The following is a 24672-nucleotide window of genomic DNA, read 5'->3' as shown; positions in this document are numbered from 1 at the left end:
CCAATCGCAACCCGGCCGGTGGGAACCGGCCCTACGCCATTTCTAAATGCTCTTCTCTGAGGCATTTGCTTCGACGGCGCGTAAGCGATCGTCCGCCTATAGACCAGCGAACGCGGCATCGATCAATTCAGCTTGCTCGATCTTGTGAGCCGCCATGCTGCCGGTGCTTGGGCTCGCCGATTCGTCTCGCGAGATCAACGCGATCTTGTATTTCTCGGCAAGCATGTCTCCAAAGTTCAGTTTGATGTAGGGCCAAGCGCCCATGTTCGTCGGCTCGTCTTGTACCCAGCGGATGTCGGTTCCAGCGGGCAGTCCCTCGATAGCAGCGGTCAGCGTCTCGGCTTGCAGCGGGTAAAGCTGTTCGATTCGCATGATCGCTACGTCTTCAATTTCTCGTGCCCCTCTTGCTTCGAGCAGGTCATAGTAGATCTTGCCGGTGCAGATCAGCAACCGTTTGCAGTTTGCGAGCGGCACTTGGTCGTCGCCAAGGATTTTATGGAATTGGCCTCCCGCGACCTCTTCAATCGGGCTAACGACAAGCGGATGACGAAGCAAGCTTTTAGGGGACAACAGAATCAGTGGCTTTCGCCATTTGCGAAGCACCTGGCGTCGCAGCAAGTGAAAGAGTTGAGCCGGCGTCGTTGGTTGAACCACTTGGATGTTGTGCTCGGCACTCATTGCAAGGAAGCGTTCAATTCGAGCACTGCAATGTTCGGGGCCTTGGCCTTCAAAGCCGTGTGGCAGCACCATGACCAATCCGCTAAGTCGATTCCATTTGTCTTCGGCACTGGCAATGAACTGGTCGACGATGACTTGGGCGCAGTTCCAGAAGTCACCAAATTGGGCTTCCCAAGCGCACAGTCCGTCAGGCCGGTCGAGCGAGTAGCCGTACTCGAATCCAAGCACTCCGGCCTCGCTAAGCGGGCTGTTGTAGAGTTCCACGCTTGCTTGGTCGCTGCTGACGTTCGCCAGCGGCATGTAAGTTTCGCCGTTCTTGGTGTCGTGCAAGACCGCGTGACGATGGCTAAACGTGCCTCGCTGGACATCTTGACCGGTCATACGGATCGGGTATCCCTCGACCAATAAAGTTGCGAATGCGGCCGCTTCGGCGCTGGCCCAATCGAGCGGCTTTTTGCCTTGTGCCATCTCGCGGCGAAGTGCCATCGGACGTTTCAGCTTTTTGTTCGCAGCGAATCCTTCAGGCAATCGCGTCAGCGAATCAAGCAGTTCGCTCAACTTGGCTTGGTCGAAGGTCGTGTCGGTGGTCTCTGAAGGTTCCTGTCCCCCGAAGTATTCCGACCAATTGGCAGCCAGGGTTTGAGTGTCCGGAACAAATTGTTCGTTTTTGCTCGCCTCGAACTCGCTTTCGAGTTTTTCGGTTCGCTTTTGTTGGATGTCCTCGCCTTCTTCGACGCTGATCTCGCCGATCTCGACCAATCGGTTGAGGTACTGCTCTCGAACACTTGCGCGGCGATCGATTTCGGAATACATCCGCGGCTGGGTAAATCGAGGCTCGTCGCCTTCGTTGTGGCCCCAGCGACGGTAGGCGTACAAGTCAATCACGACGTCGCGGTGGAATTCTTTGCGGAAATCCATCGCCAGCGAGACCACTTGTGCCACCGCTTCGGGATCTTCGCCGTTGACGTGGAAGATCGGAATTTGCAGCATTTTTGCGATGTCAGTCGCGTACGTCGTGCTGCGTCCTTGCCGAGGTTCGGTGGTAAAGCCGACTTGATTATTGATGACGATGTGCAGCGTTCCGCCGGTACGATAGCCCTCGAGTTCACTCAGGTTCAGCGTTTCCTGGACCACGCCTTCGCCCGCGAAAGCAGCGTCACCGTGGATCAGGATCGTCATCACTTCCGAACGTTTTGTGTCTTTGCGATAGTCCTGCTTACATCGGCATCGCCCCAAGGCGACGGTATTGACGTACTCCAGGTGGCTGGGGTTGAAGCACAGCGAGATATGGATTTTTTCGCCAGTGGCGGTGACCCAATCGCTGCTGTACCCGAGATGGTAGCGCACGTCACCCCCGCCGCGGCTGAGTTCCGGGTCGGGATCATCGAACGACCAGAAGATATTCATCGCACGCTTTTTCAAGATGTTCGCCATCACGTTCAAGCGACCGCGATGCGCCATCCCCATCACGACTTCCTTGACCTTGTGCTGGCCCGCTTTTTCGAGCGCAAGGTCCAGCATCGGAATCAGGCTTTCGGCGCCTTCGAGCGAGAACGTTTTTGCACCGACAAATTTCCTGCGTACAAATTCTTCGAAAATCGAGGCATCGGCGAGTCGTGCATAAATACGCCGCTGGACTTGATGTGAAAGTTCGAGCCGATTCTCGGTGGTCTCCATCCTTTTCTGTAACCAATCGCGGATATTGCGATTGTCGATGTGCATGAATTGGGCGCCGATGCTGCGACAGTAGGTGTTTTGCAGCTTGGTCAAAATGGCGTGCAAAGTGCTGCCGGTGACATTCTCCAAAGCGCTGCTATCAAGCGGCCGCTCGAGGTCTTGATCGGAAATACCGTAGAGCTGAGGGCTCAATTCCGGAGAGTCGGATTTCAGGATCCCCAGCGGATCGAGTTGGGCAGCCAGGTGGCCACGAACGCGATATTCACGCACCAATTGGTTGACGCGATCTTGGATCCGCGACATCCAAATGGCTTGGTCGGTGGATTCGTTGCCGGTCGATCCACGTCGTTCCTGAGACGCGGTCGTGTTGCCCGATGCGACGCTGCCTGACGTGACGTCCCCGTTCTTTTTGAACGAGGTCTTGTTCGAAACGACAAGAAATTGTTCAAAATATTGACGCCAAGTATCCGAGACACTCGAAGGGTCGCGAACGTACTGGACATACAAGTCGTCGATGTAGTCCAAGCTGTAGCTATTCATATCGGCAAATTCGCCGTCTGGTTGCTGGAGGGCAGGGGAGGGTAGGGCAGGGCATCTTCATCCCCTCAATCCTACCAAAATCCATGATCGTCTCTAACCTTCAGAATTTAGAATATCGTCCGCTTGGTTCCTAGTGGTTGTAAGTGAGTTGTGGGGGCAGCTGACCCGAGTTCGTTGCCCAATTTCATGTACCTCTTTAATAAAACTCGCCCGAGTTCACGCTTGTGCCCATCAAACAAGTGAAGTCCGGCGATTTCTAAAACGAAAAAACAACCGTTTGACCCCCAGAAAAATGGTGTTGGTTCAACTTCATCGACGTCGTTGTCCGCCAATGTGACACTCCTGGCGGGGTCTACTACTTTGGGATTTGCGGTCGGACTGATAAATTCCCACTTCTGAGCCCATGAAATTGGGTCTCAGGTTTTTGGTCCGCGAGCCAATTCGGGAATTGATCGAATTGCTCGCAATCGTAATGTCGTTGTTGCCCCTCAAATTTTTTTAACATGGCTGTACTGCTCCAACTCCGCGAAGCTCACAAGCGATTCGGCGATCAAATCGTCCTCGAGGGAGCCGATGTGTCGTTTGTCGATGATGTTAAAGTCGGCTTTATTGGCAGAAATGGGGCTGGGAAATCGACCCTGATGCGAGTCTTACTGGGTGAAGAAGAGCTCGAACGAGGCGAGATTATCACCCATCCTTCGCTCCGAATCGGCTACCTTCGCCAACATGATCCCTTCCAGGCCGGTGAATCCGCTCTCGACTTTTTGATGCGAGATAGCGGCCAACCCGAGTGGCGATGTGGCGAAGTGGCCGGAGAGTTTGAACTCAAGGGAGCCTATCTTGAGGGCCCCGTGAAGGCTCTTTCGGGTGGGTGGCAGACGCGTGTGAAGTTGGCTGCACTGCTGCTGCACGACCCGAACCTGCTGATGCTCGACGAGCCGACGAACTTTCTGGACCTTCGAACTCAAATTTTGCTCGAGCACTTTCTGCGTGCATTCAACAAAGCGGCTTTGATCGTCAGCCACGATCGGGCGTTCCTAAAAGCCACCTGCTCGCAAACCCTCGAGCTTTCGCGTGGCAAGTTGACGATGTTCACCGGCAAAATTGACGCCTATCTCGATTACCGAGAAGAGCGTCGCGAGCACGATCGGCGAGTGAATGCGACCGTGGTCGCAAAACAAAAACAGTTGCAGAGGTTTATCGAGAAAAATCGAGCCAACGCGTCGACCGCTAGCCAAGCCAAAAGCAAGGCGAAGCAGCTCGAACGTTTGCAGACCACCGAGATCGAACGTGACGAACCTACCGTGCACATGCGAGCGCCACGGGTCGATCCCAAGCAGGGCACCGTGTTCCGCTGTACCGAGTTGGCAATCGGGTATCCCGATCACACGGTTGCGGACGGCATTACCCTCGAAATCGAGCATGGGCAACGCGCGGCAATCGTCGGAGATAACGGGCAGGGCAAAACGACGCTGCTGCGTACTTTGGTCAACTCGCTCGAACCTATGGCGGGGCAGATGAAGTGGGGGCATGGAGTCGAGATTGGAACCTATGCGCAACATGTTTACACGAGCTTAGATGAGCGGATGACCGTCATCGAACATCTCGAATACAACTCGCTTCCCGGCACTACGCGACAAGAATTGTTGGCGATGGCCGGTGCGCTTTTGTTCCGCGATGACCAAATTCAAAAGAAGGTCAAAGTGCTCAGTGGGGGTGAGCGTGCGAGGCTCTGTATGGCCGGACTGCTACTGAGTAACTCGAACGTTCTGGTGCTCGACGAGCCGGGGAACCACTTGGATGTCGAAACCGTCGAGGCACTTGCCGGAGCGCTCGAGCTTTACCAGGGCACGGTCGTATTCACCAGCCACGATCGTCACTTTATGCGGCGTGTTGCGACTTGTGTGATCGAAGTGCGGGACGGCAGTGTGAAAAATCACTTTGGCGATTACGACAGCTACCTGGCCGCGCTTGAAAAAGAGGTCGACGACAGCGAAGTCGCACGCGGTAAAACTCCAACGCCCAACAACGACAAGCCTGGCAAGGGAGGTGGCGGCGATCATCGTCAGGGGCAGCGTGATCAACGCAAAGCCGAGAAAGAGCTGAAAAACGTCGAGAAGAAGATCGCCCGACTGGACGACGAGAAGCGACAGCTGAACGACCAACTCTTGACCGAGACCAATGCCGATGCCGCAGTTAAACTGCACAATCAGGTCAAAGCACTGGAGGTCGAGCTCTCCGAAGCCGAAGAACGCTGGGTCGAGCTCAGTGCGGATCAAGAGTGGTAGGTAAGGTGTGAGGGGCCCGTCCTTGTCTTTTTGATGCAACAGGGGGCGGGTTGTAGCGGTGTTATCGCTTGTATTGCCCCTTGCCGTCTTGGCGGACGTGTGTGAGCTGGAATACCGATTGAATCATTAGTAACCGAAATAGTCGGTTCTTGGAAATGGTACCACTCGCCAGGATGGGCTTCTGATGTTTCTGCGATTCGCTCTTGTTTGTTGTTCGTTGGGTGGTCTAGCTTCCGTGGCGAAGGCCGACAATTTTGATCGTCGCTCGCTCGCCGACAAGCACGCTCCGGCAGGGATCATGGGGGCTCACCTTCATGACAAAGGCGAGTGGATGGTCGAGTACAAGTACATGAACATGTACATGGAAGACAACCGGATTGGCGAAAATGAAGTTTCCGATTCAACGGCACTGGGAACCGCAACGCCTGTCGGACCACCGGGACCCGGGATCACGGTCGACGGCGTCACCACCAATCGTGGCGCGACTCCCACCCAGATGACGATGGAAATGCACATGGCACACATCATGTACGGTGCATCCGATGATGTGTCGCTGTACACGATGGCGATGTTGCCGAGCATCACGATGGACCACACGCGGGCAAACTATACCGATTTTACCACTCACAACAGTGGCTTCGGCGACATGGCCTTTGGTGCACTGCTGAGAGTCTACAGCGATGAGTGCCAAGATTGGATTTTTAACCTCGGTTGCTCGGTTCCTACCGGCGATATCTTTCGCGAGACCTCGACTCCCACCGGATCGCCGACGGCATTTCCGTACCCGATGCGTTTAGGCAGCGGTACGTTCAACGCACGTCCTGGTTTGACCTACCGTCGCTTTCACGATTGGTACAGTTGGGGAGCTCAATTTCAAACTGATTTGCCGATCGGAAAGAACTATCGCGGCTACAGCGTTGGCGACGAATTTCGCTTCAACAGTTGGACCAGCGTGCTGTTGACCGACAATTTTTCGGTCTCGTTGCGAGGCGAGCACCTGTGGCAGACCGAGTACGATGGGCATGATCCAGCCGCCAATGGCACGTTGATCAGCACGAATGTGGAGCAGTTCCGCGGTGGCTATTGGTACAACCTCGGGCTGGGGGCTCAGTATCTCTACAACGGCCATTATCTGAACGCGGAGTTTGTGCCCACAATTAGCCAAGACCTGAACGGAATCCAGCTCGAAACCGATTACGCCTTCATCGCGAGCTGGTCCAAATCGTACTAAGCAGGTGAGCGAGGTCAGCAAGTTGAATAGCTGGAATTCGGCTGCCCCCGCAGCAGGTTTGCGTGGGGCGATTCGCTTCACAGCGATATCTTTGTAAAGTGGAGGTTCAGAGAGCGAGGATATGCGTCCTTGCTCGGTTTCGCGACTCCCTTTCCTCTTCGCTCGACTTTCATGGTTGCTCCGCTAAAAATCGGTGATCTCGTCATCGATCCGCCCATTCTGCAAGCTCCGATGGCGGGATTCACGAATGCTGCGTTTCGCCAGATCGTTCGCGATTTTGGCGGCGCAGGGCTGTTGGCCACCGAAATGGTCAACGCTCGCGGTTTCGTGTGGATGGATGAAAACGAGGCCGAACATCCCGATCGATTGTGGGGGGTGGCCGATGAAGCTCGTCCACTGGCGGTCCAAATCTGGGATAACGACCCCGAAACCATGGCCAAGGTCGGCAAACGATTGGCCGAAGAGTACCAAGTCAGCGTCGTTGATATCAACTTTGGCTGTCCCGTTCGCCAAGTGACGCAGAAGGCACACAGCGGTAGCTACCTGCTGCGTGATCCTCGCCGGATGTTTGATATCATCAGCCAATTGGTAAAAGCATGCAGTCCGACCCCGGTCACCGCCAAGATTCGGCTTGGTTGCACTCGCGACAACGTCAACTGCAACGATGTCGCCAAAGTGGTTGAGGAAGCCGGAGCGGCGGCGCTGACGGTCCACGGCCGGACCGCGCAAGATATGTTTCGTGGCAATGCGGATTGGGAAAAGATCAGCGAGATAAAAAGTCGCCTGAAGTCGATTCCGCTGATAGGAAACGGGGATCTCGATTCCGCTGAAAAGGTCGTGGCGGCGTTTGAAAAATACAATGTCGATGGCGTGATGATCGCGCGGGCTTGTCTCGGGCGACCTTGGTTGTTTTCGCAAGCCGCCGCGGCGCTACGGGGTGAACCGATTCCTGCGGAACCTACGATGACCCAGCAACGTGACGTGATGCTCAAGCACTATCAATTGGTGGTGGATCGGTTTGGCGAAGAGAAGGGCACCGTGCTGATGCGAAAGTACGCGTGTTGCTATGCACAAGGTAAGCCGGGAGCGCGTCATTTCCGCTCGGGAGTCGCCAAAGTATCGACACCCGAAGAATTTCACCGGATCGTCGATGAGCATTTCCCCGTCGAAGCACCGACGGCTTAGCGGTAGGCCGGCCTGTATCTGTTTGCCGGACCGTGTTTGTAGGGCGAAGCGAAGTTCCGGCATGGCGGCACCAACGAACACGACGCCATTTATCCCCGTCGCAATTGATTGACGTAACTCGGGAACATTCGCATGTCCGTGGGCAATTCGCCAGGACCCACAATCAACGGTCCTTTCTCTGCAGACGGATGCAGCCCGTGGCTGCCACGCACTAGCGTTGCGTCGAGTGGGATCACGTCCATCGCGTAGCGAAAGCCCAGCTTCTTTCGCACCACTTTTCGGATCGCGCGAAACTTGCTTGTCATGAACAATTCGCAGGGGTCGTAGCCCGGTTTGCGATGAATGTCGACGGTGCGAGCAAAGTCGGGGGCATCGTGATCATCGAGCCAATAGTAATACGCAAACCATGCGTTCGGTTTCGCCAGTGCGATCAACTCGCCGCTGCGTGGATGGTCGAGTTCGATCTCTGCCGGATCGACTACACGATCGATCCCTGCAACCGATTCCAATTTGGCTTTGACTTCGGGGATTAATTCGCGGCGTGCAACGTAGACGTGAGCCAATTGGTGATCGCAAACCGCAAACGCATCACACTCGCCGGGGATCATCATTTCACCAAACGGTCCGTTGCGAACGCTGAGCCAGCCCTCGGAGCGTAATTCGCGATTGATCATCACCGGTTGGTCCACGGGAACCAATCCATACTCGGAAACGACTACCACTTGCGCGTCGATCGCCGCGGCGGCGTCGATGACCGTTTTCGCACATTCGTCGACTTCGTGAACTCGCTGAACGTCGTGATCCGAGTAACGCTGGAAATCGTAATCCAGATGCGGCAGATAGACCATCGTCAATTCAGGCTGCTTCTCTCGCATCACAATCGCCGTGGCATCGGCAATCCAGCGGGTGCAGGGCAGTCCGGCGTTGGGGCCCCAAAACGTAAAAAACGGAAACGGCCCCAGCTTTGCCGTCAGATCGCAACCGGTGTGGTCCAGGATGTCAAAGACTTTGGATCCGTCGCATCCGTAGTGCGGTTTGGGTGTCGCGCTGTAGCGAACTCCCGATGACTGGTTAAACCACCAAAACATCTTTGCGGTTTCGACGTCGTCGTAGAACTTGGGGCCTTGAACCAGCGAGTTGGCTTGTTGCCAAAACCGCACTTCTTGCGTGTCTCGGTAATACCAGCCATTGCCGACGATGCCATGGTCACGCGGGGCGAGTCCCGTCAACATTGTCGCTTGCGAGGTCGCCGTGACCGCTGGCAGCGGGCTTTTCCAAGCCGACGCTTTACCCATTGCCGCGATGTTCGGGGCGTGCGGCAGCAGTTCGGGCGTCAATCCGACAACGTTGATAATGCAAACGCGATTCATGAGGGATCCTTCCGTGAGTCGCCTATTTGATTCTTTGCAAATCGCCGTTTTGATACTTCTTCCAGTACGAATCAAGTTGGCGTTTCACCACACTGCTCATCAAGAAGACGCCCAGCAGGTTGGGGAAACTCATCCCCAGGATCATCAGGTCACTGAAAGCCAAAATGTTGCCTCGCGTGACAATCGAGCCGAGGACCGTGAATGACAGAAAGAGGATCTTGTAGATGATTGAAGTGCGAACGCCAAACAACTGGACCCAGCAGCGTTCGCCATAATACGACCAACTGATGCAGGTGGAGTAGGCAAACAGTACGACCGCTGCGAACAACACGTAGCGGAACCAATCGTGGCCGCCAACAACAAACGCTTCGAGAGTGAGTCGGGCCCCTTGATCGCTCGCGATCACCTCTTGCATGTTTGGAGCTTCGTAAACGCCCGTAACAACGACAACCAACGCGGTGATGGTGCAGACCATGACGGTGTCGATAAACGGTTCTAAAAGAGCCACAATTCCTTCACTGACCGGTTCGTCGGTCTTGGCGGCGGAGTGAGCGATAGCGGCCGATCCAATCCCTGCTTCATTGCTGAATACGGCTCGTTTAATACCGATAACAAGGACGCCCAGGAAAGCTCCCCAACCCGCTTGCAGCGAAAACGCTTCGCTGACAATCGTGCCGATTGCCGCAGGGACCTCAGATGCGTTGATTGCCAGAATGTAGAGAGCTGCCAGAACGTAGGCAGTGCACATGATCGGCACGATCTTGCCCGCCACCGCAGCGATACTTTTGATGCCTCCGATGATCACGACGCCGACGGCGACCGCCATGATGACGCCATAAATCCAAGGTTGGGTTTGCAAAATATCAACATCGTCACGAATCACTTCGAGGGATTGGCCGACTTGAAACGAGTTTCCGCCGCCGAAACTTGCGCAGATACAAAGTAGTGCGAATACCACTGCCAACACGCGACCGAGCCCTGGAAAGCCAATGTCCTTGAGGCCGTAACGCAAATATCGCATCGGGCCGCCCAGCACATGTCCGTCTGCGTCGGTGACTCGATAGAGTTGGCCGAGTGTGCATTCCGTAAACTTGGCGGTCATTCCCAAGATGCCTACTAGAATGATCCAGACAGTCGCACCCGGACCGCCTGTTCCAATCGCGATCGCGACACCCGCGATATTGCCAAGTCCAACCGTGGCTGAAAGCGCCGCAGCGAGAGCTTGAAAGTGGGTCACTTCGCCCGGTTCGTCGGGCGAGTCATAGACGCCGCGCACCAGATCGAGAGCGTGTCGGAAGCCTCGAAAGTTGATAAAACGCATTCGCAACGTCAAAAAGACGCCGCCAGCGAACAGCCACACCACAACAAAAGGAATACTGACACCCAGTCGATCTTTCGTGCCAAAGTCATAAAAAATCACCGCAGCAGCGTTGTCGACGACGTACTTGCCAAACGCGGTGTCGATCCGCTGCATCCACGACGGTTCTTCGCTGCCGCTGGATTCTTCCTCAGCAGGCTTGTTTTCGGTCGTGACCTCCGCCGGTTCCGCCACGGCATTTTCTAAACCGGGTTCTGCGGCTACCTCTGCCGGTGCGGTGGTTGAATCTTGCCCCATCGCAACGTACGGGCAACTGAATGCACATAACGCAATCACAACGCAGGCAAGCAGGGGGAGTAACCTGACCGACGAAGCGAAGGACGTAGGAAGGAGGGCGAGTTTTGTTTTTGGCATCGATAATGACTCGTGGAAAAACGTAAGCGAGGGCGCGGACGTGTATCAAACCAAGCGTAATCGAACACTCGATGTATCACACCGCGAGCGATATCGTAACAAAATTTGTGACTTTGTGATTTCGATCGCTGCGTAAGCGAAGATTCGGCAAAACGCTTGCCCGTTTTAGTGGTGCGACGTACTGCGTTTTCCAATCGAAGATTTGGGACGAACGTAACGCGACAGCAAGCGGAGGATCGTCCCCGCCGTTCGCCACGTAAACGCCACGCGTGGTTGCTTGACGGCACACCAGCCGATTTTGCTGGCAGCTACCAGAGGGGACGAGTCTCGGTCATCGAGTTGCTCGACAAGCCAATCATTCCAAGGGGATCGCAATCGTCCCAGTCGCGACGCGTTGGCGAGCGGGGTGCCAAGCGACGCTTCCAATTTGTCACGGATCCGTTCGGATTCTTGCAGGAAACGATTGGCCGCTTCATCTTGCTTGGCAAACTCAACGACCGTTTTCGATTCCGCGTGCAGCCGGAAACGGGCGCCGACACTCGCTGAGTAATGCACGTTGGGGTGCTCGGCGAGATAACGAATCAGCAGGTCCCAGTCAAAGCCATAGTTCAAATTACGGTCAATCCCGCCGCAATCTTGAATATACTTTGTGCGAAACCAAAGCCCCGGTTGACTAAATGAATAGCGATCGGCACGCAGCATCGCTGTGGCGGACAAGTCGTGGTTACGCATTTGGTAGGACTTCACATCGTCGCCGAACACTTCGACAGAGAATGTGTACAGATCAACTTCGGGGCGGCAGCCTGACGCGAGTTCCCAAAGCGTGCCGGGCATCAGCAGGTCATCCGAGTTGATCCAGTTGAAAAAATCGCCCTCGGCGAGTGCAAGTCCTTTTGCGATCGCGTCCGATTGTCCCTCGTCGGGTTCACGGATGACCACCGAGAGATGTTCGCTGTACCTATCCAGGATGGCGTGACTTTGGTCCGTGCTGCCCCCATCGACGACGATGTACTGCAGATTCGGATAATCTTGAAGCAGCACTGAACGAATGGTTTCCTCCAGAAAATTGCCCTGGTTGTAGCTTGGCGTGACAACGGTAATGCAAGGGAATTTGGTGAGATCCCCAGCAGGTGACGGAGCATCGCTGGCGTCCCAAGGCCAACCCTGTTTGTCAGTTAGAGGTAATTTCACAGTGCATCGACGTCGGTGGAAAGAGATGGGATAGGAGTCGGAGTGACGTTGATGACTGAGTCAGTCGCTAATTGCTTCTTGGTAAATCTCAAGCATCTGGGTTGCACATTTGTCCCAACTAAATCGACGAATGTTTTCGTTACCTGCTTCGACTAGTCTTTTTCGAATTGCCGGGTCTCCGACGCAGTGTACTTGGGTGGCGAGATTTTCGCCCAGTCGAGGGTCGAAAAAGAGTGCAGCCTCTCCTGCAACTTCGTGAAAGACCGGGATATCGCTGCAGATTAAGGGGCATTCAAGCGATTGGGATTCGAGGCAAGGCAAACCAAACCCTTCCTGGAAGCTCGGGAATACGAGGCATCGGGACGAGCGGTATTCGTTTTGAAGTTGTTCGGTTGACAACGTTCCAAGATGGCGGATTTTGGGGGCCAGATGCAAACTCTGGATCAGGAGTTCCTCTGCACTCGAAAACGCAGGGCCGACGACATGCAGTGACACATCCGAGGGCCAATCCGCAGATCGCATCGCGTCGAGCAGGCAAGTGAAGTTTTTGTATCCCGAGCGCTGCCCAATAAACAGAACGTTGTTAGCGGGAACAGCCGAAGTGAACGGTTTGGGGGCCGTCGGTAACAGATGTTCCGCCCCAAGCGGAACAATTCGCGTCTTATGCTCTAGCTCAGGGTAGAACCGCGATAATTCCGAGGCGGTGGTTTGCGAGATGCATGCCAAGATTGTTGATCGTTCGAGCGTCGTTTTCTTGATCGGAATTGCTTCTTGCAGTTCTCGGATCCCGATCGGGAAATGGGATTCCGCGATCATATCGTAGATCGTTGCGATACATTTCGTCTCGTAATTGATCGGAAGTGTGAAGCCCGTGGGGTGGTAAAGGTCGGCGCTGGTTAAGCCTGAGGGATCACGTCTTAGCGTCGAACGTCGCTGCAGGCGAGCGGGAATGTTGTACCGAGAGATCTCGGAGCGTCCCTGGTCCTGATAGACACGGACGCCGTCGGGTAGCGGTTGCTGCGGTTTGGACCGCAGCCAAAGCGTGTAGTCCACGTCGCGGTTTGTGCGAGAGAGGATTTCGTAGAACACTCGCCAGATTCCATGTTGGCGATCGTTTTCAAACACGCTGCCATCGACCCAGATTTTCATAAGTAAAGAGGGGTACGTTGTGTGGAATCAATGGGTTGCCGGTTGAGTGAATATATCATATTTCCAAAGCGATTCAGCGTGTTCGAGTTGTGAGCTGAGTTTCTATGTTCCCTCCGGTATCGATCTTAGGCAATTTTATTTTTGCCGTTTCCCGCACGAGGGAAAACTCATGAATTCGAAAACCAATGGTTGCATGTTTTGAGAACAGTCCTAGCGGTTCCGCTTGGGTGCTGAGGTTTAATTGAAAGAGAATTGCTCCGTAATCTGCGATGCAGCGGCGTACCGTAAGGGGAGGGAGTGAGACGTGCAAGCGTGTACGACTTTCAATCTTTTGATGAAGTAATTCTGTTTGTCCAATCGAAAGCGTTAGCCAGAACGTGCCTTCGAGCGGGGGGGCTAATTCGATCTCGAGCCCCAGTGGCTGCGGAGGCGACTGGCATGGCAATACGATCACACTGGCGTGGCTATGCATTTGCGTATAGTCGTTGGCCGAATCTTCTGCCTCAACGAACGTTCCTGAGTGCATTTGAGCAAGCGACTCAAGCGAAATCGAGTTTTTTTCTGAGTCGAACCTTAGCGGGGCAACTTGCTCGAAAATCGCCTGATGATTTAAGCGGAGGTTCTCGTCCGCCCCGCTCGACTTCACTTCGATGCATGTTAGTTTCGTTGGCTCATGGCGGTTTATCACGTTTTGGATGGCGTGATCTGTACCGAAGGGGATCTTCAGATCGTCTGGCACAGTGACATTCAGTCCTGCTTTCCGCCATGCGTTTGCTTGGCCAAGTATCAACATCCAATCATCGGAGACGTTTCGGGATTGGATATAAATCCATGCGTTCTGTGGCAGAGTCAGGTTGCCATTTGCGAGTTGCAGATTCCGCCCTTTCATGGGGAGGTATCCTTCATCAGAAATCCAGCGGTCGTTGTTTTGAGGATGAACGACAGCAAAGACCAAAAAGAATGCCGAGAAGGCGAGGCAAGCTCGCTCGACCCGCCGACTCCAAAAACAAGCGAGAACACTTGCAATAAAACAGCCTTGTAGAAAGATGATCGCATAGTTGATGAATGCGTTAAATGCGAACATTTTTCCATCCATCATGCTTCCCCATTTGATGGTCAATATCAGAGACACGACGCAGGTCAATAACAGTGATGTGCTCCAACGCAGCGATACGTTCGAGGTCGTGTTGTGTTTCCATGCATACGCGAGTCCTATCAGAGAAGCGACGCTAGCAAGAATCCATGAACTGAAAATGAACGGATAGGTTTGCAAGGTCGTGGCATAGTCGCCGGCCGGTGGTAAGTCATGGAACCCCCAATAGCGATAGAATTGAGCTAGATAATGGAGCGATTCCTTCACTGATCGATCCGGTTCGTGGTGGTTTCGTAGATGGCTTAATATCGACGCGAGGTTGCTGTCTCGTAGCAAGGTCCAGTCAATGAAAAGCGGGATTAGGAATGGGACTGTGATTGCAGTCGCTATTCCCACATCCTTTTTCAGCAGCGTGAGGCGAAGCCGATGTCGAAGGCGTTCTGGTCCCTTGTGGCTACCGTAAACCAAGCCCACCAGGACTGCGAACGCAGCGGGAATGACAAACAAGGGTTGTGCCACGTGCCCGTGCACAGTGAAACAAGCCGACAACGCGAAAAGCCACAGCCATTTTCTTTCCCCCGCCAGAATCGAAGTGGTGGATAGCAGCAGGCACAGGAACGGCATTAGCAGTTGGTTGGGAGGCCAAATGCTAATAAATGCTTGTTCCGAAAATTGGAAGTGGACGAATCCCAAGCTAGCGCATAGCAGAACAAATTGCCAACGCTGCGTATGAGTGTAAATCACACAAAGAGCGAGTGACCAGAAGGCCGTCTGCAGCAGCATACCTGTAAAGAGTTGAGCGTTGTGTTCCTCGGGACAGATGCCAAGTCCGTAGTGAAAGAGCGCTTGCCCCCAAGCATAAACGTAGAAAAACGCGGGGCCTGGGTGCGAGAATCCCCAGCGTGAATAGTTGCCGTAGATCTCACGAAACTGCATCGCATCTGCGATCCTCAGGCTGTTTGCCGCGAAATCGCTTTGCTCATCAATGGGACGCTGAAAGTAAGGTTCAAACCCCTGGATCGTTAAAAGTGATGCCGTCACAAAGAAGGCGACAAGAAAGCATCGCCAAGTCGAAGTAGAGGTGGGGGGATTCATTTCAAGTGATATATCGGTTCTTTTAGCGAGACAGCTCAATCGCGGCCCTTGTCATCAGCGGGATTGTCGGCGTGTCGTTTCGAGACATCCCCGGCAGCACTGCCTGTTTGCAATCTTGGGCGTTTGCGTCATTTGCGACTCTGCAGATCACGTTGACGATTCTTTGGTTCGGCAAATGCGATTGCAAATTCGTCGATAGTAATCAGCAATCGTTCTCGGTACCGCCATGCATTCATCCCGGTACATCAAGTGGAGTATTTTGCGATCGGTCTGCGGAAACCTCCAAAATTGCAAACTGTTGAATCTCGCATTTCGCCAAAGGTGAAACAGGTAGAGATAGGGAGCTCTTTCTAAATCTGCAGTTCCGCTCACCTTAATCGCTTCATTGATGACATCGAAGTGTTCTTGCAGCCGCGCAAACTCTTTTTTCGAGTCGTGTTGGTGCTGATTGGTGTTTTGGTGAACCCGAGTGTAATTGAGTGTATTGCTTTCGAAGTACACCGAGCCTTTTTCGAGCAGACGGATCCAGAATACACAATCACCGCAATACCGCATGGAATCAGGGATCATTGCGTCAGTCACGGCTGCTCGTCGGAAAACCGCACCACTCGCATTGGGGACCGAATTCCAATACCGCATGCGTTCGAAAATCTCGGTTTTGCCATCCACTATTTGATTCGGGATGCTGCGATTAGGGCGTAGTCCTAGCTCACCACCTTGGCTGTCGATCTGCATCGAGTTGCAATGGGCAAGGACGCATTCGGGGTGTTGTTGTAGAGGCGAGATTAGAGTTTGTAACAATTCAGGGGCGGCCGCATCATCGCTTTCTGCGATCCACACAAAGGAACCTTGGGCAAATCGAAATCCCTTCTTCCATTGTGCAAAGGGACTGCCGCTGTTCCTTTCGTTCATTTCAACACGAGCCACCTTAGGGTGAGATGCATACTCGTTCAAAATGGCGACGCTCGTATCGGTGCTGCAATCATCCAGCAGGATTAGTTCGAAATTCTGAAAGGTTTGCTTCAGGATGCTATCGATCCGCTCACGTAAAAACGCGGCGTGGTTGTAGTTCGGGACGATGACGCTGACCAGCGGAGCTTCGGTCATGATCGAGTCTCCGGGTTACTGAGGACGGATTGCATGGTCTTTAGGATCGCTTGGCAATTGCGTTCGGGGCGATGATCCTGATCCACCCGGCGATATCCCGCTTCACCAAAAGCGTCTGCCTTGCTTGGATGGTGGTGCAAATCGGCCAGAGCATCCGCAAATGCGGGGATATCGAGATACGGAACCGATTGACCCGCGTCATCACGTACGAAGTCGGGGGCACCGCCCGATTTTTCAAAGCAAATGATAGGTAATTTATGCGCAGCAGCCTCGAGCATAACGAGTGGGCACGGGTCTTCGCGTGACGTGAGTGCAAAAAAGTCAGCGGCATCAAAGTACTGTTTCGCATTAGAAACTTCACCGAGAAAATGAACGCGTCTGCTGACGCCTAGCCGCCCAGCATCAAGCTTCATTTGGTCTACGGTTCGATCGCTTGCCTCACGTCCAATCCATACAAAGTGCATGTCGGGGCAACGATGTTGTGTCGCGGCCGCGATCATCGGGATAAACTCCGGTCCCTTCCGCCAACAATGGGTTCCTGCAGCGAGGCAGATCTTAGCTTCCTGATCAATGCCAAGCTGGCTACGGATGGTTTGGCGAATCGCTGCTCGTTCGCTGCGAGATTGGGTTGGGGTGGCGAAGTCACCGCAAAGCCATTCCGGTATCACGTCGATGCGGTTCTCGGTAATAGACAGTTCTGTGACTAATGCGTTCTTTACCGCGGTCGAAGCGGCAACAATGACTGCTGCTTGAGCCAGGGTGGGGGCAATGTCGGCAACTCGATCGTATTCTCTTAAAACCGACTCAAGTTCGTGGACGTGGATAACCGTCGGACGTGGTGTGGGGAAGGCATTTTGTACTCTTTGAAGTAGCGGGATCGAGGCGACCGTATTCGCATAAATTAAATCAGGTAGCGGTGCTCGGTTCACCCATTTTGCTAATCGCGATTGGTTCAACGCATCGCCAAGTTGCATGCGTCGGGCTACTCGGCCGACGAAACTCGAATCCGCATTTTCGATGTTTACCCGTGTGTCGCAGAGGGTTTCGAATTCATCGAGCAACGGACCGGCGTTGCCAAGCAAGCAGCGAACGCGGGCATGATTGTTGCTGACAAGCCAACGCAAGTAGTCCCATAGCAGAATCGGGGCGCCGGTCCGACTGGCTTCATGGCCAATGGCAAGGATGTTCACCGGAGCTGCAGTCATTGGGATGCTAATGTGTTGAGATCAGTGAGGAATCGAGAGGCAAGATGAATTTTTAATTTATAAATCGCGTTGTTTCACTGCATGGGGATACGCTACCGAGCAACATGTCGCCCCATCGTGGGCAATCGAAGCTTCTGCTTGAGTGATCGGATATGGTCCCGCAGCGTAGTCTTGCTTGCTGCGTGGCAAGAGTGGGGGAGCACTGTTTCGTAAAGACCTTTCTGTGACTGATGAATCACGAGGTCATGAGTTCTTGTTTCGGGCGAGAGAATTGCGACCGCAAGTCCGCCGTACATCGAACGTGGGGGAGCTGTGTCAAATCCATCAAAATGAAAGACACCCGAAATGAAATCAACTTCGACAAAGTGGACGTGCCGGCAATCATGCCACTGGGCCGCCAGGATGCCTTCCCGACACTCCGGGTGGAAACTGTCATGAAAGACGACATACATCGGACGGATAGGTTTGTATTGTAGAACCGCGTTGATATCGGAGCGTACACCCTCGAAAGTGTGGTCGCCGTCAATCAGGACAAATCCAAGAGGCTCGTCGCGACGCGAAATCTCGTCTAGCAGCGATGGCAACAGTTGTTTTGAATCGCCCGTCAGGAACTCTACATTGTCGAACTTGCTAGACAGTGTGTTTTTGCATTCAACCGAACTGTCGATGGAGTAAACTTTTTTTACGTGTGGGGAAATGACCTGCAAGCTGCCCCCTTTGTAGGTGCCAATTTCGATCGCAACCTCTGCTGCCGCTTTTTCAACCAGGGATGCGAACGCGTATTTTTCACTTCGTGTCATTTGCCAATGCAGCGGCAATTGATCAAAGATGAATGTGGGGTCATTTGGGGTGGAACGAAGCATATTGACTTCTTTTGTTAGTCAGGCACTTGGCGCCGAGAATACGTTGGGGTGATCCATGTTGGGGACGGTTATTTATTCGCCATGTGAAGCAGGAACCGCCGTATTCGTAATCGGATTCTATCGCGAATGCGTTGCGACGGCGCGGGTGTTGTAGGATCCGGCGACATCGCGCCGGCAAAATGTTTAGGTAGTCGCAGACGAAAATCAGGATCAAACTTTTCCAGAGTTTCGACGTAACGGTCCAGGTAGGGGCGCAGTAGAGCGTCGCGACCATAGGCTATTTCTGCGATCGTAACATCGGTGAAATGGATGAACACGACCGGTTCTCGGCCATTGATCCGCACGCGTCCATCAATGTTTTCTCGACGGTTTTCGTGCCAGTTCCACTCGGCGATGTTGTAGCCGCGATGTCGTGAAATGACGGTGTCTTCCCAGAGAATGGGAAGAAGATCTAAATACCTTTGATCGACGTACAATCCATTTGCAGCGTCCTTGTCCATTTTCCAGAGGCATGCCTCGGACCACCATTCCAGCACCGACTGTGCCTCGCATCCCGCTCCGACGAGACCGGCTTGGAACATCCCTTCGGTAAAGTTCTTTTGGAAATTGATTTCGTCAGTCGAAGGCCGTAACGCGCGATAGTGCGGAGTCAGTAGCATGCTTCGCTTGGTCATATCATCAAAAAGACACTGCGGATCTTCGAAGAACATCAGATCGGGGTCGCACCACAGGACTTTTTGAGCCCCTCGCTGCAGAGCGCGAAGCATTAGCTGTGATTTAAGTGCCCAGCGCAGCGAGTCCGTTTTCTCTGTAGCGGCGAACCGCTGGATCATCTGTTTCGCGGCGGGTGCCTCTTCGATTTGCTCGAGGGTCGAGCACCATGCGGGAAGTGTGTCACTGTCCTCAGCATCAACGACAAGGGCTGTAAAGTCGATGTTTTCATTCCACTGCATCAGCGATGAGTGCATCGCTTTGGCGTAGGCTAAAAAAGAATGCGTCACGATGGTGACAATTGCATGGTCTTTCATGCTAAGAATCTTCCGAGGCGGAGGTGGGGCGATCGTGCTGCTCCCGCTCGTGTGTCATTGGAAATTGGTCGCCTTGATAAGCCCAAATGTTGAGTCGTTGGTCCATCCCGTAGGATGCCTCTAGTTTTTGCAGCGGTCGTTCGGAAACGCTTTCGTTGACCAAGTGATAACGGAATCCTTGTTGTTCAAGCACGGAAAGGATCTTGCTGAGACGTTGCGGGACGTGCAGTAGTGAATGGTATTCGAGCCAGAGAGACTTAACGTTTCTTAGTTTCTCGTGGGCTTCGACAATGACATCCACCTCGGCGCCCTCGATGTCAATTTTCAAAAAGTCAACTTTACGATCTAAGAACGGGCTCAGTCGCAACGTCTTTACACTAACCGTTTCGCCTGACTGTTCTCGTTGCGAGTGGGCGAGGTGACCTGATTCGCTACCGGTGACACGGAACTCCAATTGGGTTTCACTGTTCCACAGTGCCGCGTTGTAAAGCTGGATGCGAGCCGATTGGTACGGTTGCATATTTTTTTGCAGAACCGCAAAAATTTGAGGGTCGGGCTCAAACGCGATTACATTGGCCTGGGGGAATTTCGACAGCCAGTACCTTGCCGCCATCCCGATATTGGCTCCGCAATCAATGATGACGGGAGATTCGTCGTTGCAAGGAAAGTCGTAGCACTTGTTTTGGAAGATCTGTTGATGTTCCCACAGAAAGGTGTAGGCGTCTGAGAAATGGAACGTCTCGCCACCAAGATTGGCAATTCCCGGGACGTCGGTTGGGATCTTCTCAAGTCGCTGGATTTCGATTTCGTCAGGGGTTGGCGTTGGCTTTCGCGCCCGGGTAGCAAGTCGTCGAATGTGATCCATTACCGCGGCGGGGATCGCCCAACGCGCCGTGGCGTGGGCGATCGACTTAAGCTGAGCCTTAGTGGATTCGCTCGTTTCGTTTACTTGGCTCATGCCGATTCCACTTGCTTCGAGTCGATGTCCCAATTCCCTTCGACGCGGAAAACCATATCACCAGGGTGCCAGGGATACTCTTCTCGTTGGTGTTGCCCCATGCTGACTTCGAAGGGGCAAATGTCGGTTAGTTGCTCCAGCAACGTATCGCTTCGTCGATCGTTGAGCCAAGTCGTCAATGTGTACTTGCCCATATACAAATTGAACTCGGCAATCTTGCATTTCAAATGATGCGTTCCTGGACTCCAAATCGGACGGCTGTGTTCGCCCAGCAGCCAGAAATGGCAAACGGGCCGGCCAGACTCATCGCAAACCTGAAATGAAAAGCGAAGTCCCTCGCAATGCGTTTGATTCTCGATTTCGAAAGTGAACGCGATCTCTTCCCCGCAAATGTGGATGCCGGGTTCCGTTGTCTCGACAGTAGCACGACGGATGTGGGGCGCCTGTTTTGGTGCGTCGACTTGATAAGGTCTGCCGATGCAGTCGGCTCCAAACACGGTTTCGCTATATTCGGCGATCGCATTGCGAGTTGTGCCGAAATACTCAATCTTGCCGGCGGACAAAACCGCTGTTTTGGATGTTAGGGTGGCAATGGCTTGCAAGTTGTGGCTGACAAACAGGATCGTACGTCCTTCGGAAGCAACGGACTTCATTTTGCCAAGGCATTTTTTTTGAAACGCGTGATCGCCTACGGCCAGGACTTCGTCGACGACAAGGATTTCAGGATCAAGGTGTGCTGCCACTGCGAAGGCAAGCCGGACATACATCCCGCTGCTGTAGCGTTTTACGGGAGTGTCGATGAAGTTTTCGACTTCAGCAAAGGCGACAATCTCGTCAAACTTTTTATCGATCTCCCGTCGGCTCATCCCCAAAATCGCACCGTTCAGGAAAATATTCTCGCGTCCTGAAAGCTCGGGATGGAATCCCGTGCCTACCTCCAGCAAGCTTGCGACGCGGCCGCGCAAGGTAACTCGCCCACGTGTGGGTTCGGTGATGCGGCTGAGGATCTTTAGCAGCGTGCTTTTGCCCGCGCCGTTGCGGCCAATGATTCCGACCACTTCGCCGGGGGCAACATCGAACGAGACGTCTCGCAACGCCCAGAACTCTTCCACTTCGTCGCCTTGGATGATTTGCCGACCGCGGGCAAGGTCAAGCGACATCCGTTGAAGTCGTTTTAGGTTTCGTGCAACCGTATCCCGAAACGTGGCGTACTGAGGCGATGTCGTTGTGCGGTGCCCCACCCAGTAAGACTTGCTCAGGCTCTCCACGCAAATGATTGATTCTGGCATTGGGCGATCACGGCAAGTCGCGATAGGAAAGCATGTTGTCTGTGGAGCAAATACGATAGGGAGCGAGTGTACTGTGGATGGGCTAAATAAGGTCCGCGAACCGCTTTTCCATGCGGCGAAATTGCCAGAGTCCAAACCATAGAAAAAACACAGTGACCAGCAAGCTAACGCCAAGACCAGGTAGGTACAGTTTGCTCTCGCCTAACAGGCACCAGCGAAACCCATCGATCACTCCTACGATGGGATTGAGCGAATAGATCAGTCGCCATTGCGGAGGGATGACGCTGCTGCTGAATCCAACGGGAGAAAGGTACAGGCCAAATTGGACAATAAATGGCACAATATACCGGAAATCGCGATATTTCACGTTCAGTGACGTGATCCACAAACTGGGGCCGAGGCTGGCAAAAAACGCAAGTAATGCAAATGCCGGCAATAACAGAATTTGCCAGCTGGGCGTGAATTGATACGCCAGCATCATGACAATCAGCACAGAAAAGCTGATCAGGAAGTCAAACATCGCGACGACAAGCGTTGCGACCGGCACAATCAGACGCGGAAAATAAACTTTGCTGATCAAGTGGGCGTTGTTGATCAGACTATTGGAGGCGTCACTCAGCGACGTCGAAAAAAACGTCCATGGCAGCAATCCGGCAAGCACCATCAATGCATAAGGGGCGTCGCCGTCACTGGGAAGCTTGGCCACACGACCGAAGATCACTGTCAAAATCAGCATCGTCAGCACTGGCCGCACCACAGCCCAGGCAAATCCAATCAGCGTTTGTTTGTAGCGAACGGAGATGTCTCGCCAGGCGAGAACTTGGAAAAGTTCGCGATATCGCCACAAATCACGCCAATAATTGCTCTCGGTTCGTCCTGCTTCGAGGATTAATTCGTATCTCGACAACGTCTACGGAACCAGATGCGGACTGATCTGCGTTAAAGAAAGCCTTTCCGATATGTCGCAATCGGCAGCAAGCCGTCTATTCTGTCTCGTGAGGGGGGGAAGTGGTCAGAGGCGGGCTCGAACCGCCGACACCGGCCTTTTCAGGGCCGTGCTCTACCAACTGAGCTATCTGACCGTTCAGAAAACGGCAATTCCGCTCACGAGAAAACGAATATTAATCCCTTTCGGCACTTTCTTGCAAGGGTATGATAAAAGTTCTCGCGAAACGTTTTACTGGTGGTTGCCATTCAATTCGTCTTCGTCGTTTATTCTGCCATGAAAGTGGTCTTTTCTTGAGAGGCTTCTATGTCGTTGTTTCAAACGAACTCGAACATCCAGAGGTTGGTTTACACTTCCCTCTTCATCGTGGGAGGTGTATTCGGTTGCTCGTATGCCTCAGCCTACACTTCGGAAGATCCGGTCGTGAAAAAGATGATCGACGGAGGGATTCGGAGCATTGAGAAAAATGTCAATGCGGACACGCATTATCCGTTGAATCTTTTTTATTCTGGCGGATCGGGTGAACATTCGTTAGCAGCGTATGCCTATATGAAGGCAACGCATGACCCCAACAGTGTGGTGGTGAAGCAAGGGCTGAAGTCGAGCCTAAGCTTCGTGCGAAGTTTGTCGGGGCGTGATCCGGGTGGACATTCAAAGACCGTTTATTCCGCCGCTGTGACGACGCTATTGCTAGCGGAGGTGGATTCAATTGCGTACCGGGATGAGTTGAAAACGCTGGAAAAGTATTTTCGCGGTGCGCAATTTCGCAATGGAGCATACGGTTATCGCGGTGATTCCGAGGGGGACGTGTCCCAGACGCAATACGCCATCCTGGCGCTTTGGACGCTCGATCGTGCGGGATTGGTGATTGATTATGCCGGTGTCGAGAAGACCATTCAGTGGTTGCTGCGAGTTCAAGATGTGAGCGGAGGTTGGCCGTATAAGGGGCAAGATCCTGGGAGCGGAGGCCGGATCAAGCAAAAAGATGTGTACTTATCGATGGCCTACGCAGGCGGCAGTGCGGTCTTGATTGCTGCCGATATTTTGAGGCTTTGGGGGGATGTTGCACAAGACGACACAGGGTTGCACGGGATGCCCAAAGCGGTATCTCTTTTCAAACAAGGTGCGGAAAATCTATCGGTCGTGCGTCCGACGATGCCTGTGGAACCGATCCTGTCTGCAATCGGAGAATGTGATGCTTATGTTGCCAAAAATGCGGCAAGTAAGGTGGATTGGCCTTACTACAACATCTACACGATTGAGCGCTATCAGAGTTTTCGAGAAATCGCATTGAAGCTAGAGAAAAAGCCCGGTGCGGCTTGGTATGACGCCGGAGTTAGCTATTTGAAGAGTACAGAAGTCAATGGCGCTGGGTGGGACGGGGTGAATAGTTACGTTACCAAGAGCACTGCATCTTCTTTTGCTATTTTGTTTTTGAGCCGAAGTACCCAGAAGGCGATTGAAAAGCTTAGTTCCGGAGCGACTCAGGGAGGCTGGGGGTTGCCCGATGATACGACAGCGATCAAGGTCGAAGGAACGCAAATCAAAGGCAGCGCTCCGGCAAATGAAGTTAACGATTTGCTTGATATGCTCAGTGACGATGAAGGCGGGGGGCTGGAGGGAAAATCGATTCCCGATGACCTGAAATTGGATCCTGATCCAAAGAAACGAAAGGCCCAAATCGACCGGCTCGAACGCTTGGTCCGCGGCAGTCGGTCGTGGCAAGCTCGTCGCGTTGCGGCTCGTTTGCTCGGCCAAAGTGATGAATTGCGAGTCGTGCCGACGCTGATCTTTGCTCTCAGCGATCCCGATCCGGCGGTTCCACGCTATGCTCGCGATGGGTTGCGATTCATCAGTCGACGCTTCGAAGGATTTGGAATGCCGGACAAGCCAAATAAGTCGGAGGTAACGAAGGCTCAGATGCAATGGCGAGAATGGTACCGAAAGTCGAACCCCAGCTACGTCTTTATTGATTACGATTTGTAAGACAATCGTCGTCTGTCGATTTGCGTGATTTTCTTGTTCTTTGCTTTTGTCGTGTAGGTAA

17 protein-coding genes and 1 tRNA gene are annotated in these 24672 nt (G+C 53.4%); 4 read left to right on the top strand and 14 right to left on the bottom strand.

Going from position 1 to position 24672, the window contains the following annotated elements; all coding sequences use genetic code 11:
* Positions 1-96: 96 nt before the first annotated feature.
* The gene (locus tag SH528x_RS34340; RefSeq protein ID WP_442507925.1) at positions 97-2895 is read right to left on the bottom strand and encodes a 2-oxoglutarate dehydrogenase E1 component; all 2799 of its coding nucleotides are present in this window, start codon (positions 2893-2895) and stop codon (positions 97-99) included.
* Between the two features lie 503 nt (positions 2896-3398).
* Between SH528x_RS34340 and SH528x_RS34335 the strand changes: the two genes are divergently transcribed.
* The 3 genes from SH528x_RS34335 to dusB all read left to right on the top strand — a co-directional run bounded on the left by SH528x_RS34335 (position 3399) and on the right by dusB (position 7599).
* Positions 3399-5183 carry an ABC-F family ATP-binding cassette domain-containing protein gene (locus SH528x_RS34335; RefSeq protein WP_442507924.1) on the top strand — a complete coding sequence of 595 codons (1785 nt, stop codon included), beginning with the start codon at positions 3399-3401 and terminating at the stop codon, positions 5181-5183.
* A gap of 184 nt (positions 5184-5367) precedes the next feature.
* Positions 5368-6414 (top strand): transporter, encoded by a 1047-nt coding sequence (locus SH528x_RS34330; protein ID WP_442507923.1) that lies wholly within the window; start codon positions 5368-5370, stop codon positions 6412-6414.
* 171 nt (positions 6415-6585) lie between these two features.
* Positions 6586-7599 carry a tRNA dihydrouridine synthase DusB gene (gene dusB / locus SH528x_RS34325; RefSeq protein ID WP_442507922.1) on the top strand — a complete coding sequence of 338 codons (1014 nt, stop codon included), beginning with the start codon at positions 6586-6588 and terminating at the stop codon, positions 7597-7599.
* 89 nt (positions 7600-7688) lie between these two features.
* Here dusB and SH528x_RS34320 read toward each other — a convergent pair whose 3' ends face one another.
* From SH528x_RS34320 to SH528x_RS34260, 13 genes are all read right to left on the bottom strand, one after another.
* Positions 7689-8969: an alkaline phosphatase family protein gene (locus SH528x_RS34320; protein ID WP_442507921.1), complete on the bottom strand. Its 1281-nt coding sequence runs from the start codon at positions 8967-8969 to the stop codon at positions 7689-7691.
* 22 nt (positions 8970-8991) lie between these two features.
* Entirely contained in the window at positions 8992-10701 is a 1710-nt protein-coding gene (locus SH528x_RS34315) for an alanine/glycine:cation symporter family protein (protein ID WP_442507920.1), read from the bottom strand.
* 165 nt (positions 10702-10866) lie between these two features.
* Entirely contained in the window at positions 10867-11892 is a 1026-nt protein-coding gene (locus SH528x_RS34310; RefSeq protein ID WP_442507919.1) for a glycosyltransferase family 2 protein, read from the bottom strand.
* Positions 11893-11952: 60 nt separating this feature from the next.
* Complete coding sequence (locus tag SH528x_RS34305; protein WP_442507918.1) at positions 11953-13041, bottom strand: glycosyltransferase family 4 protein; 1089 nt, start codon at positions 13039-13041, stop codon at positions 11953-11955.
* 73 nt (positions 13042-13114) lie between these two features.
* Positions 13115-15229, bottom strand: coding sequence for a hypothetical protein (locus tag SH528x_RS34300; RefSeq protein WP_442507917.1), 2115 nt, complete (start codon positions 15227-15229; stop codon positions 13115-13117).
* Between the two features lie 147 nt (positions 15230-15376).
* Positions 15377-16336, bottom strand: coding sequence for a glycosyltransferase family 2 protein (locus SH528x_RS34295; RefSeq protein WP_442507916.1), 960 nt, complete (start codon positions 16334-16336; stop codon positions 15377-15379).
* Positions 16333-17541 carry a glycosyltransferase family 4 protein gene (locus tag SH528x_RS34290; protein ID WP_442507915.1) on the bottom strand — a complete coding sequence of 403 codons (1209 nt, stop codon included), beginning with the start codon at positions 17539-17541 and terminating at the stop codon, positions 16333-16335. Before SH528x_RS34290 ends, SH528x_RS34295 begins: the two co-directional genes overlap by 4 nt.
* Before the next feature lie 92 nt (positions 17542-17633).
* Positions 17634-18404 carry a class I SAM-dependent methyltransferase gene (locus SH528x_RS34285; RefSeq protein WP_442507914.1) on the bottom strand — a complete coding sequence of 257 codons (771 nt, stop codon included), beginning with the start codon at positions 18402-18404 and terminating at the stop codon, positions 17634-17636.
* A gap of 68 nt (positions 18405-18472) precedes the next feature.
* A complete protein-coding gene (locus SH528x_RS34280) occupies positions 18473-19432 on the bottom strand; it encodes a hypothetical protein (protein ID WP_442507913.1) in 960 nt (319 codons plus the stop codon).
* Between the two features lies 1 nt (position 19433).
* Positions 19434-20390 carry an FkbM family methyltransferase gene (locus SH528x_RS34275; protein ID WP_442507912.1) on the bottom strand — a complete coding sequence of 319 codons (957 nt, stop codon included), beginning with the start codon at positions 20388-20390 and terminating at the stop codon, positions 19434-19436.
* A complete protein-coding gene (locus SH528x_RS34270; RefSeq protein ID WP_442507911.1) occupies positions 20387-21679 on the bottom strand; it encodes an ABC transporter ATP-binding protein in 1293 nt (430 codons plus the stop codon). Before SH528x_RS34270 ends, SH528x_RS34275 begins: the two co-directional genes overlap by 4 nt.
* Positions 21680-21761: 82 nt before the next feature.
* Entirely contained in the window at positions 21762-22586 is an 825-nt protein-coding gene (locus SH528x_RS34265) for an ABC transporter permease (RefSeq protein ID WP_442507910.1), read from the bottom strand.
* 102 nt (positions 22587-22688) lie between these two features.
* Positions 22689-22761: transfer RNA gene (locus SH528x_RS34260), tRNA-Phe, on the bottom strand.
* A gap of 170 nt (positions 22762-22931) precedes the next feature.
* On the opposite strand from SH528x_RS34260, the gene SH528x_RS34255 reads away from it, so the two are divergent.
* Positions 22932-24611 carry a hypothetical protein gene (locus SH528x_RS34255; protein ID WP_442507909.1) on the top strand — a complete coding sequence of 560 codons (1680 nt, stop codon included), beginning with the start codon at positions 22932-22934 and terminating at the stop codon, positions 24609-24611.
* The last annotated feature ends 61 nt before the right edge of the window (positions 24612-24672 follow it).

The organism is Novipirellula methanifontis (assembly GCF_052161655.1).
Lineage (GTDB): Bacteria > Planctomycetota > Planctomycetia > Pirellulales > Pirellulaceae > Novipirellula.
The sequence above is the reverse complement of the archived record's forward strand: the minus strand, read 5'-3'. Positions and strand labels throughout refer to the sequence as shown.

What these genes read in the sequence shown, in the direction of transcription:
- SH528x_RS34340 (WP_442507925.1), bottom strand. Translation starts at nt 2,895, where the DNA reads ATGAATAGCTACAGCTTGGACTACATCGACGACTTGTATGTCCAGTAC.
- SH528x_RS34335 (WP_442507924.1), top strand. Translation starts at nt 3,399, where the DNA reads ATGGCTGTACTGCTCCAACTCCGCGAAGCTCACAAGCGATTCGGCGAT.
- SH528x_RS34330 (WP_442507923.1), top strand. Translation starts at nt 5,368, where the DNA reads ATGTTTCTGCGATTCGCTCTTGTTTGTTGTTCGTTGGGTGGTCTAGCT.
- dusB (WP_442507922.1), top strand. Translation starts at nt 6,586, where the DNA reads ATGGTTGCTCCGCTAAAAATCGGTGATCTCGTCATCGATCCGCCCATT.
- SH528x_RS34320 (WP_442507921.1), bottom strand. Translation starts at nt 8,969, where the DNA reads ATGAATCGCGTTTGCATTATCAACGTTGTCGGATTGACGCCCGAACTG.
- SH528x_RS34315 (WP_442507920.1), bottom strand. Translation starts at nt 10,701, where the DNA reads ATGCCAAAAACAAAACTCGCCCTCCTTCCTACGTCCTTCGCTTCGTCG.
- SH528x_RS34305 (WP_442507918.1), bottom strand. Translation starts at nt 13,041, where the DNA reads ATGAAAATCTGGGTCGATGGCAGCGTGTTTGAAAACGATCGCCAACAT.
- SH528x_RS34300 (WP_442507917.1), bottom strand. Translation starts at nt 15,229, where the DNA reads ATGAATCCCCCCACCTCTACTTCGACTTGGCGATGCTTTCTTGTCGCC.
- SH528x_RS34295 (WP_442507916.1), bottom strand. Translation starts at nt 16,336, where the DNA reads ATGACCGAAGCTCCGCTGGTCAGCGTCATCGTCCCGAACTACAACCAC.
- SH528x_RS34290 (WP_442507915.1), bottom strand. Translation starts at nt 17,541, where the DNA reads ATGACTGCAGCTCCGGTGAACATCCTTGCCATTGGCCATGAAGCCAGT.
- SH528x_RS34285 (WP_442507914.1), bottom strand. Translation starts at nt 18,404, where the DNA reads ATGCTTCGTTCCACCCCAAATGACCCCACATTCATCTTTGATCAATTG.
- SH528x_RS34280 (WP_442507913.1), bottom strand. Translation starts at nt 19,432, where the DNA reads ATGAAAGACCATGCAATTGTCACCATCGTGACGCATTCTTTTTTAGCC.
- SH528x_RS34275 (WP_442507912.1), bottom strand. Translation starts at nt 20,390, where the DNA reads ATGAGCCAAGTAAACGAAACGAGCGAATCCACTAAGGCTCAGCTTAAG.
- SH528x_RS34270 (WP_442507911.1), bottom strand. Translation starts at nt 21,679, where the DNA reads ATGCCAGAATCAATCATTTGCGTGGAGAGCCTGAGCAAGTCTTACTGG.
- SH528x_RS34255 (WP_442507909.1), top strand. Translation starts at nt 22,932, where the DNA reads ATGTCGTTGTTTCAAACGAACTCGAACATCCAGAGGTTGGTTTACACT.